This is a genomic window from Massilia sp. AB1 (assembly GCF_018119385.1).
GTDB lineage: Bacteria > Pseudomonadota > Gammaproteobacteria > Burkholderiales > Burkholderiaceae_D > Telluria.
The window spans coordinates 225,481-240,729 of the sequence record NZ_JAGKSG010000001.1 but is presented as its reverse complement, the minus strand read 5'-3'; the positions used below and the strand labels follow the sequence as shown (position 1 = coordinate 240,729).

The following is a 15,249-nucleotide window of genomic DNA, read 5'->3' as shown; positions in this document are numbered from 1 at the left end:
GCGCGTTTATAATGCCGGCTTCTAACGAGGGGAAGCCGATGAAGGTGCTGGTGGTCGACGACGACGTCGTTTCGCGCATGATGCTGATGCATCTGGTCGACAGCTGCGGCAGCCACGAGATTCTCGAGGCCGAGGACGGCGAGGACGCCTGGCGCCAGCTGGAGGCCGGCCTGGCCCCGGGCATCGTGTTCTGCGACCTGCGCATGCCGCGTCTGTCCGGGCTCGAACTGCTGGCCAGGATGCGCGCCCACGCGGTGCATGCGCAGCAGCGCTTCGTGCTGGTCTCCGCCTCCGCCGATGCCGCCACCATGGCCGAAGCCGACGGCCTGGGCGCGGACGGCTACATCGTCAAACCCTTCCAGGCCGAGGACGTGCGCGCCCAGTTCGCGCGCCTGGCCGGCGCGCCGGCCGGGGCTGCCGACGAAGACCCGCAGGACGTGGCGCGCCGCCTCGGCATCGATAGCGCGCGCCTCCAGCTCTACCTTGACGGCCTGCAGCGCCAGCTGGCCGCGGCGGGCCCCGAGCTGGCCGGCCTGCTGGCGGCAGGCGAGGGCGATGCCGTGGCCGGGCGCCTCAAGCGTCTGCGCGAGGGCTGCGCCACCCTGGGCCTGCACGCGGCGGCAGCCAGCCTGGAGCAGCTGGAACAGCTCGCCGACGGTGCGCTCGACGCGGCCCGACTCGGACAAGTCCTGGGGCAGGCCGGCGCCGCCGCGCTGCGCCAGGCCGGGCGTGCCCGTAGCGCATAACCGCACTAGAGGCGTCCGCCGCGAACCCCGCAAATCCCTTGCTGCTGGGTTACTTTAGATTTAAAGTACCTGCGGACGCTTGCCTGACCTACCAAAGAGGGCTCACATGACCGATGCCGCACCAGCAGCAGTCTCTTCCACGGAACTGACCCGTTCCGGCTATACCGACGGCTTTGCGCGCGCCAACCTGCCGCCGCGCGCACTCTGGCCGGAATTCCTGTTCGAGCTGCCCGAGCTGCGCTACCCCGAGCGGCTCAACTGCGCGGCCGAACTGCTGGACAAGGGTGTGCAGCGCGGCTGGGGCGAACGCAGCGCCCTGATTGGCGCTCGCGAGACCCTGAGCTATGCCGCGCTGCTGGCCCGGGTCGACCGCATCGCCCACGTGCTGCGCGAAGACCTGCGCCTGCCCACCGGCAGCCGGGTGCTGCTGCGCGGCGCCAACTGTCCCATGATGGCTGCCTGCATCCTGGCCGTGATCAAGGCCGGCTGCATCGCCGTGCCGACCATGCCGCTGCTGCGCGCCCGCGAGCTGGGCGCCATCGCGGCCAAGGCGCGCGTCGGCGCCGTGCTGTGCGCGGCCGCCCTGTGCGGCGAGGTCGAGGCGCTGGCGCTGGATGGCGTGCCCCTGGTCTGCTTCGACAGCGACAAGGAAGAGGGGCTGGAGGCGCGCATGGCGCGTTACGAAGCGCCGTTCGACGCCGTCGACAGTGCGGCAGACGACGTCTGCCTGATCAGTTTTACCTCGGGCACCACCGGCGTCCCGAAAGGCACCATGCACTTCCACCGCGACGTGCTGGCGATCTGCGACTGCTTCCCGCGCCACATCCTGGGTTCTAGCATCGACGACGTCTTCATCGGCACGCCGCCGCTGGCCTTCACCTTCGGCCTCGGCGGCCTGCTGCTGTTCCCGCTGCGCGTGGGCGCACGCGCGGTCCTGATCGAAAAGCTGACGCCGGAAACCCTGCTGGCCGCGATCGAGCAGCAGCGCGCCACGGTATGCTTCACGGCCCCGACCTTCTACCGCCAGATGGCGGCGCTGGCCCCGCAGTTCGACCTGTCCAGCCTGAGCCGCACCGTCTCGGCCGGCGAGGCGCTGCCGCTGGCCACGCGCGAGGCCTGGCAGGCGGCCACCGGCCTGGCCATGATCGACGGCATCGGCGCCACCGAAATGCTGCACATCTTTATCTCGGCGGCCGGCAGAGAGATCCGTCCCGGCGCCACCGGCAAGCCGGTGCCGGGCTACCAGGCCTGCGTGCTCGACGCGCAGGGCCGCCCGGTGGGGCCAGGCGTGATCGGAAGGCTCGCCGTCAAGGGACCGACCGGCTGCCGCTACCTGGACGACCCGCGCCAGCTCGATTACGTGAAGAACGGCTGGAACCTCACGGGCGACGCCTACGAGATGGATGCCGACGGCTACTTCTACTACCGCTCGCGCACGGACGACATGATCATTTCGGCCGGCTACAACATCGCCGGGGCCGAGGTCGAGGAAGCGCTGCTGCGCCATCCGGCCGTGGCCGAGTGCGGCGTGGTCGGGCGCCCGGATGCCGAGCGCGGCCAGCTGGTCGAGGCGCACGTGGTGCTGCGCAGCGGCCAGGCGCCCTCGGATGCGCTGGCGCAGGAGCTGCAGGAATTCGTCAAGCAGCAGATCGCACCCTACAAATACCCGCGCGCTGTGCGGTTTCGCGAACAGTTGCCGCGCACCGAAACCGGTAAGCTGCAACGGTTCAAACTACGCGCCGAGACGGCCCAGGGAACAGCATGAAGGATGTCGACGGTCGGGGAAGCGACGGCTTGCGGGAGGCGCCGGAGGATCTGGACAGCCTCGACCTGGAGAGCCGGCTGACGCAGGAACACCACCAGTCGCTGCGCCTGTGGCTGCGCATGCTGTCGTGCACCTTGCGGATCGAGAACGAGATCCGCAGCCGCCTGCGCACCAGCTTCGGCATCACCTTGCCGCGCTTCGACCTGATGGCGCAGCTGGAGCGCCATCCGGACGGCTTGCGCATGGGCGAGCTGTCCCGGCGCATGATGGTCACCGGCGGCAATATCACCGGCATCACCGACCAGCTCGAGCGCGAGCAGCTGGTGGTGCGCGTGCCCGATGCGAAGGACCGGCGCGCCTTCGCCGTCAAGCTGACGCCGGCAGGGCGCCTCGCCTTCGCCGAAATGGCCGCCGTGCACGAGCGCTGGATCGACGAGATCCTGTCCGAGATCCCGGCCGAGGACAAGGACAGCATGATCGGCCTGCTGTCCACGATGAAGCGCCGGATCCGGATCGGCGACGGACGTCCGGCAAGCAGCTAGGCCGCCACGCACGCTCCGGTGCATTCGCCGACGGACCATACCCAGCCGGCGGCGTTCAGCCGATGCAATTATCCGTCGACTGCAGGAGAGGGAAGACCGTCTGCTGGTTCAGGTAATTGGTGCCGAGCGCGATGGCGGAGTTCGCGATGTTCGGATCGCGGGAAATAGCTGTGCTCGTCACGCTGCCGACGTGGCGGCAAGTCGTCCGCCCGGCAGGATAGGAGCCGACCAGCATGTTCCCGCCCACGTACATCATCTGTGGACTCGCCTTGATGCCGCTGATGTTCAGGCCGATCGTGCCGCCGCTGATCGTATTTCCCTCGAAGCGTCCGCCGAACACGGGCTTGTTTTTCGGGTACCAGGGGCTGGGACCGATATTGACCCCGAAAAAGCATTTCCCCGGCGCGCAGCTTACCGTATTGCCCGAGATGGTCGAGTCGCTGAAGTCGCCGGTCTGCAGCGAGTCCAGCATGAAGCCGGCAAAGGCCTTGATCTTGTCCTGAGTTACCACGTTGTTCAGGATCTTGGTCCGCGCGGAACCAAAGGAGATGAGGCCCACGTCGCTGTTGTCGATGAAGCGGTTCTCCTGGATGGACGAGTCATCGGCCAGGACCACCGACAAACCGTCGGACCACAGGTAAGGGGTGTCGTTGTCGCCGTTGTTCGCGAAGACGTTCCTTTCGATCGTCGCCTTGCTTCCGGACCAGGCCAGGCCGGTGCCGCAAACGGCGTTCACCGAAGCGGAGTAGGTCACGCTGCAGGAGGTGCAGCTCTCGATCGAGGCGTTGAAGCCGTAGCGATTGTCGCCTGCAACGCAGCGGTCGCGCGCCACGCCGAGCAGGCGCTCGGCGCGGTTGCCGTCGAGCGTCACATGATCCATGACGAAGCCTTCGACGGCGACGCCTTCGCCACCGACAAACAGGATGCCGAACTTTTCCGCGAGCAAGGGGGATGCCTTCAAGGTGGCGCAATCGGCGCCCTGGGTGCAGGTCGCCGTCGAGCCGGCCAACCCCTTGGTCCTCAGGGTGAAGGGGAACCTGAACCTCAACTGCGAGCTCATCAGGTAGGTGCCCGGAGGCAGTTCCAGGGTTCCCTTGGCCCCGATCTGGTCGACGCAGGCCTGGATGGCTGCCGAGGCCGGTACTTCGCCGGTCGGATCGGCGCTCTGGCCGGGGCAGATCTGGACCAGCGAGGCGGTCCTGACGGCGGCTGCCGATGCGGAAGGGACACTGGAAGCCGTGGCAGGTGCGGCATCTCCACTACCGCCGCCGCAGGCGGTCAGGACGGTAAGGCAAAGCAGGACAGGCAGGAGAAGCGTGGTGCGGGAGCGTGACGTGAACTTCAAGGGAATCTCTTCAGGACAGAGGAAGGTCGCGTGGCACGACCGGCAAAGCCCTTGAGTTTACTGGGGGGTATTAAGTCCAGGCAACACAAATTTCGTTAAAACAACAATGGTTAAATTTAAGGATTTGAAGTTCCCAATGTTATTGCCGAGCAAGAACTCTGCAAGCGATGGCACCGTATCCGCGTGTTGTTTCAGCGGCCTGTCGTCTAGGCATTCATATGCAGAACCGGCAAACCGGCGCAATATGTAGCTCGGTAGTGTGGAAGCCTGGTGCTACCTGTCGCAGGTGGTTTGACAAGCCAACTTGTTAAAGGAGAGAAAATGAGATTTCCTAAGCCAGCAATAGCTATCATGACAGCCCAGTTCTTTGTGACAGCCGCGGTCATCGGTGCCGAGGACTGCGGTATCCCTGGGAAGATTACAGTCAAGAACCGCGCCGGCGACAAGATGAAAGCCAGCACGCGCAAATTCGCCGATGGGTCCATCGCCGTGCGTGCGCGGCTGGCCGTGAATCCGGACGGTGGCCCGGCGTCGTATACGGTTGGCGATCACGGTTTTACTTACCTGCAAAATGGTATGTCCCGCTGGAACGGTAAAGAGACTCAATCCTGCGATGCCACCTGTGCCGTGGAATTTTCTCAGGCCGCAAAGGCCGGGTTCGGCCCCGGCACACCAATGTTTTGTGTGTTCGGCATGGAGGTCGAAGCCTTGGCGCCCGGGCGGAGTCCCACGTCATGCAAAAAGGGCTACGTGGCTGGTAATGGGATAGGCAGGCCGAAAATGGGAGCCTTGCTGGAAACCGTAGCAGGAGAACAGATTCAAGCCTACTTCTCCGCCACGTCCCTGCGGCACCTGGTGGATGGCGAAGCGCGGTACCTGGATGCCGAGTCGCTTCCCGTTGCGGTCACCCCCACCGAGGACCTGCTGGGCAAAGTGGTATGGATCGGTGGTGCGGGCTACAAGCCGACATGGGCTGTGATCGCCGACAGCGGACCTGCCTTTGGCGAGGGTTCGATTGCCCTTCACCAGTTGCTCCGCTATGGCAAGGTATCGCCCCAAAAGCCCGGACCCATCCCCGTGGCGAAACGCTGCAGTCCGGAAGAGCTGAACCTCAAGGCGCCCTTCGTTTCCAAGCCGGATATCAAAACCGACAGATGCAGGCAGGGCCACGTTGCCTCGTCAGGAAGCGATATTCGCGCTTATACGGGGATTAATCAGATGCTCGACTTTGTCATCCTCGGGAAAGACTTGCTGGCCAAAAAGGGAGGGGTCATCCAGTCCCAGGTCACTCAGGAAGCGCTCCAGGCCGCGGCAAGCGTTTATTCCGAGCAGCGTATCCAGCAGATGCTTTCCTGCCTTCCTAAGGAGCCGATGGATTGATTCGCGATACGGCGCAGCCGAGTGCCAGCGCCAGCCGATCGGCGCCACTTATCCGGTCGGACGGGCTGGCAGATGAGGGAAGGTCTATCGAGTTGGTCCCTCCGACTGGAATCGAACCAGTATCCCACGCTTAGGAGGCATGTGCACTATCCATTGTGCTACGGAGAGGACGCGAGCGCCGCCGTGAAGCGGGCAGGGCAGTCACCCGGCAGAACCAGGCCTGCAGTCCGGCGGGCGGACCCCGCGAACGGGCCGGAACCGTGAACCGAGCGCAATTATAGCCGAGGATGGCCGGATTGTTCGAGGCCTTGCCCCACGAGTCGGTACAATACCGGTCTCATTCAATCATTTCATGCATTTGTCGCTGCGGCAGCAACCCGCGCCCGCAGGACGCTAACCCATTATGGCTGTCATCTCCCTTACTTCCGCCCAGCTGGCCTTCGGCCACGTGGCACTGCTCGACCACGCCGACTTTTCGCTGGAGGCCGGCGAGCGCGTCGGCCTGATCGGCCGCAACGGCACCGGCAAATCCTCGCTGCTCAAGATTATTTCCGGCCGCTCCAGGCTCGACGACGGCCTGCTGGTCATGCAGCAGGGGCTGAAGATCGCCTACGTCGAGCAGGAACCCGTGTTCGACCCCGAGGTCACCGTGTTCGACGCGGTCGCCGCCGGCATGGGCGAGCAGCAAGCCATGCTCACCGAGTACGAAGAGCTCACCGGCAAGTTCGGCCAGGGCGACGACGAAGCCCTGATGGAACGCATGCACGAGCTGCAGTCGAAGCTCGACGCCCTCGACGGCTGGAACCTGGCGCACAAGGTCGACACCACCCTCGACCGCCTGGGCCTGGCGCGCGAAGCGAAGATGGGCACCCTGTCCGGCGGTATGCAGAAGCGCGTGGCCCTGGCCGTGGCACTGGTCTCCGGCCCGGACGTGCTGCTGCTCGACGAACCCACCAACCACCTCGACTTCACCTCGATCAAGTGGCTGGAAGGCCTGCTGCGCGAATTCCGCGGCTCGGTGCTGTTCATCACCCACGACCGCAGCTTCCTCGACAACGTGGCCACCCGCATCGTCGAACTCGACCGTGGCCGCCTGCTTTCCTTCCCGGGTAATTTCTCGACCTACCAGGAACGCAAGCGCGAACTGCTGGCCAACGAGGAAGTCGAGAACGCCAAGTTCGACAAGTTCCTGGCCCAGGAAGAAGTGTGGATCCGCAAGGGCGTGCAGGCGCGCCGCACCCGCGACGAAGGCCGCGTGCGCCGCCTGGAAGCGCTGCGCCTGCAGCGCGCGGCACGCCGCGACCAACAAGGGCAGGTCAAGCTCGACGTCGGCACCGGAGAACGCTCCGGCAAGATCGTGGCCGAGCTCGAGAACGTCTCCAAGCGTTACGGCGACAAGCAGATCATCACGAATTTCACCGGCACCATCCTGCGCGGCGACAAGGTCGGCCTGATCGGCCCCAACGGCGCCGGCAAGACCACCTTGCTCAAGATTATCCTGGGCGAGGAGAGCGCCGACAGCGGCACGGTCAAGCTGGGCACGCGCCTGAACGTGGCCTACTTCGACCAGATGCGCGCCCAGCTCAACGAAGAGGCGAGCCTGGCCGACACCATCTCGCCGGGCAGCGACTGGGTCGAGATCAATGGCCAGCGCAAGCACGTGATGACCTACCTGAGCGACTTCCTGTTCGCGCCGGAACGCGCGCGTTCGCCGGTCAAGTCGCTCTCCGGCGGCGAACGCAACCGCCTGCTGCTGGCGCGCCTGTTCGCCAAGCTGGCCAACTGCCTGGTGCTCGACGAACCGACCAACGACCTCGACATCGACACCCTTGAGCTGCTCGAGGAATTGCTTGAGGACTATACCGGCACCGTGTTTCTCGTCAGCCACGACCGTACCTTCCTGGACAATGTCGTGACCCAGGTGATCGTTGCCGAAGGCGCCGGCATGTGGCGCGAATACGTCGGCGGCTATACCGATTGGGAACGCGTGAAAGCCAGCGAACCCGCGTTCCAGCCCGCGAAGGCCGCGGAGGCGCCGAAGCCTGCCGTGACGAAACCGAGTGGTATGTCATCCACCGCACAGAGCCCTGCCGCTAAGAAGGTAAAGTTGAGCTACAAAGAGCAGCGCGAACTGGAGGAACTTCCTCAGCTGATCGCGACTCTTGAAGATGAGCAGTCGGCGATTACAGCACAGATGAATTCGCCGGACTTCTACAAGCAGAATCCCGGCGATGCCAAGCGCCTGAATGCGCGCTACGCCGAGATCGACGATCTGCTGCTCGACGCCCTGGAACGCTGGGAGCGCATTGAAGCTCGCGCCAGGGGAGAGTAGCCTAACGAAACAGGCAAGCGGGCCAGGCGCCCGCCATTGAATCCATGACCGAGAACAACGAACAACGCATCGTTTCCTCCGCGCCCAAGGCGCTCTCGGTCCATCATGCTGCAGCGAAGTCCTCCCCGGCGGAGACGCCGTTCCTGAGCCGCGCCGCCTGGGCGCGGATCCTGCCTTTCGGCACCTATATCTTCTTCATCATCCTCGGCGACATGCTCGAGCGCGCCGGCTTCGCGCGCGCCGAGCTGCGCTGGCTGTATCCGGTCCAGATCGGGCTGGTGGCCGTGCTGCTGGCCGTGTTCTGGAAGCAGTACGCCGAGCTGCGACACGCTTTCATCACATTCAGGCAAGCCGCCGTCGCCATCGCGGCCGGCGTGCTCGTGCTGGTGCTGTGGATTAATCTCGACGCGCCCTGGATGGTGGTCGGATCGAGTCCCGGCTACGACCCGCGCACCGCGGGCGAGATCGACTGGCTGCTGGCGGCTATCCGCATCGCCGGCGCCGCCCTGGTCGTGCCCGTCATGGAAGAACTGTTCTGGCGTTCCTTCCTGATGCGCTGGGTGGAAGCCTCGGACTTCGAGCAGGTCGATCCGGCCCGAGTCGGTCTCAAGGCCTTCCTCGTTCCCGTCGTGCTGTTCGGCTTCGAACACAATCTCTGGCTGGCCGGCATCGTCGCCGGCGTCGCCTACAGCCTGCTCTACATGCGGCACCGAAACCTGTGGTCGCCCGTGCTGGCCCACGCCGTCACCAATGGATTGCTGGGGATCTGGGTGGTGACGACGGGCAGCTGGGCGTTCTGGTAATCCGACTAGCGTCGCACTTTCGAGAAGACAAACAACATGCTGAGTTTCCGCTACCGTCCCCTGGCCGCCGCCGTGATCGGCGCCCTCATCACCCTGCCGGCCGCATCCGCATTCGCGGCCCCGCCCGAAGAAGGCATGCGCCTCTACGGCGGCATCGGCTGGGCCTACGACGACAACCTGCTGCGCATTCCCGACAACGCGCGCCCCTTCCAGGGCAAGCGCGGCGATTCCTACCGCACGCTCGAAGGCGGCGTGGTCTACAACAAGCGCATCAGCCGCCAGCGCATTTCCGCCGTCGCCAAGGCGTCCAAGGTCAAGTTCGATCACTTCAAGCAGCTCGACTACGATGGGCGCGACCTGCAGGCCCAGTGGAACTGGGAGATCGGCAACAAGCTGGAGGGCAAAGCGGAAGTCAACCATGTCCAGACGCTGGCGCCTTACACCGACTTCCAGAGCAACGAGCGCAACCTGCGCAAGCTGCGCCGCCAGTTCTTCGATGCCGGATGGAAGATGCATCCGAGCTGGAAGCTGCGTGCGGGCGTGGCGCGCGAGCGCTGGGACTACGAGCTGCAGGCCCAGCGCTTCAACAACCGCACCGAAAAGGCGGCCGAGGCCGAGCTGATCTACCAGCCCAGGAGCGGCAGCTCGGTCGGCCTGGTGGCGCGCCGGGTGAAAGGCGAGTTTCCCATCCGCCGGCCCAACCGTCCGAATCCGCTGCTGACCGACGACTTCACGCAGGACGAACTGAAGGCACGCGTCAACTGGCTCGCCACCGGCTCGACCACCCTGCAGGCGCTGGTCGGCTATGTGCGGCGCGAGCAGCCGTCCTTCGGCGAAGGCAAGACCAGCGGCGTCAACGGGCGCGTGACGGCGCTCTACCAGCCGCGGGGCAAGATGAGCTACAGCGCCTCGGTATGGCGCGAATTCGCCCCGATCGAAAGCACCGTCGTCAGCTACACCCTGAACAAGGGCGCGATGCTGGGGGCGACCTGGAACGCGACCGGCAAGGTCAAGGTCGACGCCAGCGCCATCTACGAAAAGCGCGACTACAACGCGCGCCGGGAGTTCCCCGGTTCGGAAGACCTCAACGACACGATCCGCTCCGCCAACCTGCGCGCCACCTGGCAGGTCAAACGCAAGATCCAGGTGCAGGCGGGCTATTCGCACCAGGCGCGCAGCGGTTCGCGCGTACTCGGCACCAGCCGCTTCGACGCCAACGTGGTGCAGGTCGGCGCCAACGTCCTGTTCTGACGTGGACACCAAGAGAAAAGACGTGAAACATGACGGTCAACGATATTCCGATTATCTCGTTCTTCCAGCGCGTGCTCGATCCCCTGATCGTCATGGGGACCCTGTATCTCGCCACGCTGGTGTACGGCGAGCCGTTCTCGGGATACTCGCTGGTCCTGATGATCCTCGCGTTCTTCATCTCGTCCTCGGTCTACCAGCACATCGATCCCTACCGCACCTGGCGCAGCGGCCGCATGCTGGCCTATGCGCGCGACACCGTGTTCGGCTGGTGCGTGACGATCGCGGTCCTGTATTTCCTGGGTTCGGCGAGCGGCCTCAAGTACTACTATGACGAGCGCGTGCTGCTGGCCTGGTTCGTCGCCACGCCGGTCACGATCCTGGTCAGCCACATCGCGGTGCGCCGCGCCACCGGCAGCCGCGACCGCGGCGAAGAAGTGCGTTCCATCGTGGTGGTGGGCGCGAACGACGTCGGCATCAAGTTCGCCGGCGTGTGCGACCGCCATCCGAACCTCTTCATGCAGGTGATCGGCTTCTTCGACGACCGCGCCGACGAGCGCAAGCCTGCCAGCCTGGTCCACCCGATGCTGGGCAAGATGGCCGAGGTGGCCGCCTATGTGCGCCAGCACAACATCAAGATGATCTTCATCAGCCAGCCGATCTCGGCCCAGCCGCGCATCCGCAAGCTGATCGACGAGCTGAAGGACACCACGGCCTCGGTCTACTTCCTGCCGGACGTGTATGTGTTCGACCTGATGCAGGCGCGCTTCGACACCGTCGGCGGCATGCCGGTGATCGCGATCAGCGAGACGCCCTTCATGGGCTTCAACAGCGTGCTCAAGCGGGGCAGCGACGTCGTGATCTCCCTGTTCGCCCTGATCCTGCTGGCGCCCCTGATGCTGGTGATCGCCATCGCCGTCAAGCTGAGTTCGCCGGGCCCGATCATCTTCAAGCAGCGCCGCTACGGCCTGTACGGCGAAGAAATCTATGTCTACAAGTTCCGCTCGATGACCGTCACCGACGACGGCCCGGTGGTGGTCCAGGCCAGGAAGGACGACCGGCGCGTGACCCGGGTGGGCGGCTTCCTGCGCCGCACCTCGCTCGACGAGCTGCCGCAATTCATCAACGCCCTGCAGGGACGCATGAGCATCGTCGGCCCGCGTCCGCATGCGGTGGCCCACAACGAGCAGTACCGCAAGCTGATCAAGGGCTACATGCTGCGCCACAAGGTCAGGCCGGGCATCACCGGCTGGGCCCAGGTCAACGGCCTGCGCGGCGAGACCGCGACCCTCGACAAGATGGAGGCGCGCATCCAGTACGACCTGGACTACCTGCGCAACTGGTCGCTGTGGCTCGACCTCTGGATCATCCTGAAGACGGTGAAGGTCGTCTTCACCCGCGAAAACGCGCACTAAGCGTACCAGGGCGCCTTCCGGCGCACAGTGAACCGGACCGTTTCCGGCGCATCGAACAGCAGCGGGCCGCGGTTTGCCTGGATTGCTAACTGTAACTAATTTGCGCTAAAGCACGCGCATTTACGTGTGAAAACACGTCATCGTACGAAAGGGCAACGATTTACTTAAGTCCTACTTAAAAGAGGTGCGCACGATTGCGGTCTTGTTTGCACGACCATGCACGCTGCGTAGAATCATTGATGAGTTTGCAAGTTTTTCGGAGGGCCGGCTGCCTCTGGCAAACAGGAAACACAAGGACAAAACAAGATGAAGAAAGCTCTGATCACCGGGGTAACGGGCCAGGACGGCTCTTACCTCGCGGAACTGCTGCTTGCGAAAGGGTACGAGGTCCATGGCATCAAGCGCCGTGCCTCGCTGTTCAATACCCACCGCATCGACCATATCTACCAGGATCCGCACTCGGACAATCCGCGCCTGATCCTGCATTACGGCGACCTGAGCGACACCTCCAACCTGACGCGCATCATCGCCCAGGTCCAGCCGGACGAGGTGTACAACCTGGGCGCCATGAGCCATGTCGCGGTGTCCTTCGAGTCGCCCGAATACACGGCCGACGTCGACGCCCTCGGCACCTTGCGCCTGCTGGAGGCGATTCGCTTCCTGGGACTGGAAAAGAAAACCCGCTTCTACCAGGCCTCGACCTCCGAGCTCTACGGCCTGGTCCAGGAATCGCCCCAGCGCGAAAGCACGCCTTTCTATCCGCGCAGCCCTTATGCGGTGGCCAAGCTCTACGCCTACTGGATCACCGTCAATTACCGCGAAGCCTATGGCATGTATGCCTGCAACGGCATCCTGTTCAACCACGAATCCCCGCGCCGCGGCGAGACCTTCGTCACCCGCAAGATCACGCGCGCGCTGGCCAACATCTCGCAAGGCCTGGAGCGCGAGCTCTACCTGGGCAACCTGGACGCGCTGCGCGACTGGGGCCATGCGCGCGACTATGTCCACATGCAGTGGCTGATGCTGCAGCAGGACAAGCCGGAAGACTTCGTGATCGCCACCGGCCGCCAGTACTCGGTGCGCCAGTTCGTCGAGATCGCCGCCGAGGAACTCGGCATCGAGATCGCCTGGCAGGGGGAGGGCGTGCACGAACGCGGCATCGTGGCGCGCATCCATGGCGACAAGGCGCCGGGCGTGGCTGCCGGCCAGCCGATCGTGGCGGTCGATCCGCAATACTTCCGGCCCACCGAAGTCGAGACCCTGCTGGGCGACCCCAGCCGCGCACGCGAGCGTCTCGGCTGGGAGCCGGCGACCAGCTTCGAAGCGATGGTGCAGGAGATGGTGGCGCATGACCTGGAGACGGCGCGCCGCCACAAGCTGCTGACCTCGCATGGCTACAACGTTGCAATTTCACTGGAGTAAACGTGTCGAACACTACGCAGCCCCGTATCTACGTCGCCGGCCACCGCGGCCTGGTCGGCTCGGCCATCGTGCGCGTCCTGCACGCCCAGGGCCACACCAACATCGTCACCCGCAGCCATGCCGAACTGGAACTCACCGACCAGGCCCAGGTGCGCGAGTTCTTCCGCACCGAGCAGGTCGACCAGGTCTACCTGGCCGCCGCCAGGGTGGGCGGCATCCACGCCAACAACACCTATCCGGCCGAGTTCATCTACGACAACATGATGGTCCAGGCCAACGTGGTGCACGAAGCCTGGCGCGCCGGCGTGAAGAAGCTGCTGTTCCTCGGCTCTTCCTGCATCTATCCGCGCCTGGCGGGCCAGCCAATCCGCGAGGAATACCTGATGAACGGCAAGCTCGAGCCGACCAACGAGCCCTATGCGATGGCCAAGATCGCCGGCATCAAGCTGTGCGAGAGCTACAACCGCCAGTACGGCACCGACTACCGCAGCGTGATGCCGACCAACCTGTACGGGCCCGGCGACAACTACCACCCCGAGAACAGCCACGTGATTCCCGCGCTGCTGCGCCGCTTCCATGAAGCCAAGGCGAACGGCGCACCCGAGGTCGTGATCTGGGGCAGCGGCAAGCCGATGCGCGAATTCCTCTACGTCGACGACATGGCCGCCGCCAGCGTCTACGTGATGAACCTGGCGCAGGACGTGTATGCGGCGCATACCGACCCCATGCACTCGCACGTCAACGTCGGCACCGGCCAGGACGTGACCATCGCCGAGCTGGCGCGCCTGGTGGGCGAGACCGTCGGCTACCAGGGGCGCATCGTCTTCGACGCCGGCAAGCCGGACGGCACGCCGCGCAAGCTGCTCGACGTCTCCAAGCTGGCCAGCCTGGGGTGGCGCGCCAGCACGCCGCTGGCGGAAGGCCTGAAGCGCGCCTATGCGGCTTACCTGGCGGAGCAGGAGGAAGCGCAGCCGGTGCGGGCCGTGGCCTGAGGCGGGCATGCGTGGCCGACCCATTTAGCAGAGTGTTAATTGACGTACAGAGAGGCCGGCGTGCGCTCCCCAGAATGGATGAGTCCAGACCGGGACCAGATCGCGACTCCGGCACACATAACAAGCGGGCGGCCTTGCCGCCCTTAACGTCGAGGAAATCATCTTGAAAACCTTCCACTTGGCAGCCATGCAAACCACCATCCCATCCACCCCCAAGCGTGCGCTGTGCGCGGCGCTAGTGCTCGTCACGGCGGCCCTGGCCGGCTGCGGCGACAAGGAAAAAGAGGCGAAACCAGGTCAGGCCCTGGCCAGCGTGAACGGCGAGGAAATCACGGTGCTGCAGCTGAACGAGGAGATGCAGCGCGCCGGCGTGCCGGCCGCGCAGCAGCAGGTCGCCAGCAAGCAGCTGCTGCAGGCCCTGATCGACCGCCAGCTGCTGGAGAGCGAGGCGGCCAAGGAAAAGCTGGACCGCGATCCCAAGGTGATGCAGGCGATCGAGCGCGCGCGCTCGCTGATCATCGCCCAGGCCTACATGCAGAAGCGCATCGGCGAGGTCGCGCGTCCCACCCAGGCCGAGGTCCAGGACTACTACAACAAGAACCCGCAATTCTTCGCCAACCGCAAGCAGTTCGCCATGAACCAGCTGGTGGTGCCGGCTGCGGCCCTCACGCAGGATGTGCGCAGCGCGGTCGACAACGCCAAGTCGCTGGAAGAGGTGGCCGTGCTGCTCGACGCCCGCAAGGTCCAGTACGGCCGCGCCCAGGTCACCCGCAGCACCGCCGACCTGAACCCGCAGGTCGCGTCCAAGCTGCTGGCCATGCCGAAGGGCCAGATCTTCGTGGTCAAGGAAGGCGAGCGCGCCCTCCTGATCTCGATCGCCGACGTGCGCGACGCGCCCGTCACCCTGAACATCGCCGCACCCCAGATCACGCAATTCCTGGTCAACAAGAAGAACAAGGAGCTGGCCCAGGCCGAGATCCAGCGCCTGCGCTCGACCGCCAAGATCGAGTACCTGAACAAGGACTTGCAGCCGACCGGCAAGGAGCCGGGCCTGCCCACGACGGCCCCCGGCGTCGGCGGACCGGCCGCCGCGCCGGAACCGTCGGCGCTGGCTAACGGCGCCGGCCCGGCTGCGGATGCCGCCGCCCCGGCGGCAGCGCCGGCCACGGCGCCGGCTGCAGCCGCCGACGAAGGCGCGGTCAGCCGCGGCGTAGCAGGTCTTAAATAAATCAACCATCTGGACGACACAACTGAACAAC

12 protein-coding genes and 1 tRNA gene are annotated in these 15,249 nt (G+C 65.0%); 11 read left to right on the top strand and 2 right to left on the bottom strand.

The genetic code is table 11. The annotated features are described in order from the left end of the window. The first annotated feature begins 11 nt into the window (after nt 1–11). From J8847_RS01070 to J8847_RS01060, 3 genes are all read left to right on the top strand, one after another. Nucleotides 12–746 carry a response regulator gene (locus J8847_RS01070; protein ID WP_229429813.1) on the top strand — a complete coding sequence of 245 codons (735 nt, stop codon included), beginning with the start codon at nt 12–14 and terminating at the stop codon, nt 744–746. Between the two features lie 106 nt (nt 747–852). Beyond that, the gene (locus J8847_RS01065) at nt 853–2,511 is read left to right on the top strand and encodes an AMP-binding protein (protein ID WP_211522820.1); all 1,659 of its coding nucleotides are present in this window, start codon (nt 853–855) and stop codon (nt 2,509–2,511) included. Beyond that, the gene (locus J8847_RS01060; RefSeq protein WP_211522819.1) at nt 2,508–3,053 is read left to right on the top strand and encodes a MarR family winged helix-turn-helix transcriptional regulator; all 546 of its coding nucleotides are present in this window, start codon (nt 2,508–2,510) and stop codon (nt 3,051–3,053) included. Before J8847_RS01065 ends, J8847_RS01060 begins: the two co-directional genes overlap by 4 nt. A gap of 55 nt (nt 3,054–3,108) precedes the next feature. Here the strand turns inward: J8847_RS01060 and J8847_RS01055 are convergent, their stop codons facing one another. After that, a complete protein-coding gene (locus J8847_RS01055) occupies nt 3,109–4,398 on the bottom strand; it encodes a right-handed parallel beta-helix repeat-containing protein (protein WP_211522818.1) in 1,290 nt (429 codons plus the stop codon). Nucleotides 4,399–4,749: 351 nt separating this feature from the next. Between J8847_RS01055 and J8847_RS01050 the strand changes: the two genes are divergently transcribed. Beyond that, nucleotides 4,750–5,778, top strand: a complete 1,029-nt coding sequence (locus tag J8847_RS01050) for a hypothetical protein (RefSeq protein ID WP_211522817.1) — start codon at nt 4,750–4,752, stop codon at nt 5,776–5,778. A 93-nt stretch (nt 5,779–5,871) separates the two neighbouring features. Here J8847_RS01050 and J8847_RS01045 read toward each other — a convergent pair. After that, nucleotides 5,872–5,946: transfer RNA gene (locus J8847_RS01045), tRNA-Arg, on the bottom strand. 235 nt (nt 5,947–6,181) lie between these two features. Between J8847_RS01045 and J8847_RS01040 the strand changes: the two genes are divergently transcribed. The 7 genes from J8847_RS01040 (at nt 6,182) to J8847_RS01010 (ending at nt 15,218) form a co-directional block, all read left to right on the top strand. After that, nucleotides 6,182–8,110, top strand: a complete 1,929-nt coding sequence (locus J8847_RS01040; protein WP_211522816.1) for an ATP-binding cassette domain-containing protein — start codon at nt 6,182–6,184, stop codon at nt 8,108–8,110. Between the two features lie 44 nt (nt 8,111–8,154). Further along, a complete protein-coding gene (locus tag J8847_RS01035; protein WP_211522815.1) occupies nt 8,155–8,913 on the top strand; it encodes a CAAX prenyl protease-related protein in 759 nt (252 codons plus the stop codon). 36 nt (nt 8,914–8,949) lie between these two features. Further along, on the top strand, nt 8,950–10,164 hold the full coding sequence (gene epsL / locus J8847_RS01030) for an XrtB/PEP-CTERM-associated polysaccharide biosynthesis outer membrane protein EpsL (RefSeq protein WP_211522814.1): 1,215 nt from the start codon (nt 8,950–8,952) through the stop codon (nt 10,162–10,164). A gap of 29 nt (nt 10,165–10,193) precedes the next feature. Then, nucleotides 10,194–11,576 (top strand): undecaprenyl-phosphate glucose phosphotransferase, encoded by a 1,383-nt coding sequence (locus J8847_RS01025; RefSeq protein WP_211522813.1) that lies wholly within the window; start codon nt 10,194–10,196, stop codon nt 11,574–11,576. Nucleotides 11,577–11,882: 306 nt separating this feature from the next. Then, nucleotides 11,883–12,998, top strand: coding sequence for a GDP-mannose 4,6-dehydratase (gene gmd, locus J8847_RS01020; RefSeq protein ID WP_211522812.1), 1,116 nt, complete (start codon nt 11,883–11,885; stop codon nt 12,996–12,998). 2 nt (nt 12,999–13,000) lie between these two features. Beyond that, the gene (locus J8847_RS01015) at nt 13,001–13,990 is read left to right on the top strand and encodes a GDP-L-fucose synthase (protein ID WP_211522811.1); all 990 of its coding nucleotides are present in this window, start codon (nt 13,001–13,003) and stop codon (nt 13,988–13,990) included. A gap of 163 nt (nt 13,991–14,153) precedes the next feature. Further along, on the top strand, nt 14,154–15,218 hold the full coding sequence (locus J8847_RS01010; RefSeq protein ID WP_229512436.1) for an EpsD family peptidyl-prolyl cis-trans isomerase: 1,065 nt from the start codon (nt 14,154–14,156) through the stop codon (nt 15,216–15,218). Nucleotides 15,219–15,249: the final 31 nt, after the last annotated feature.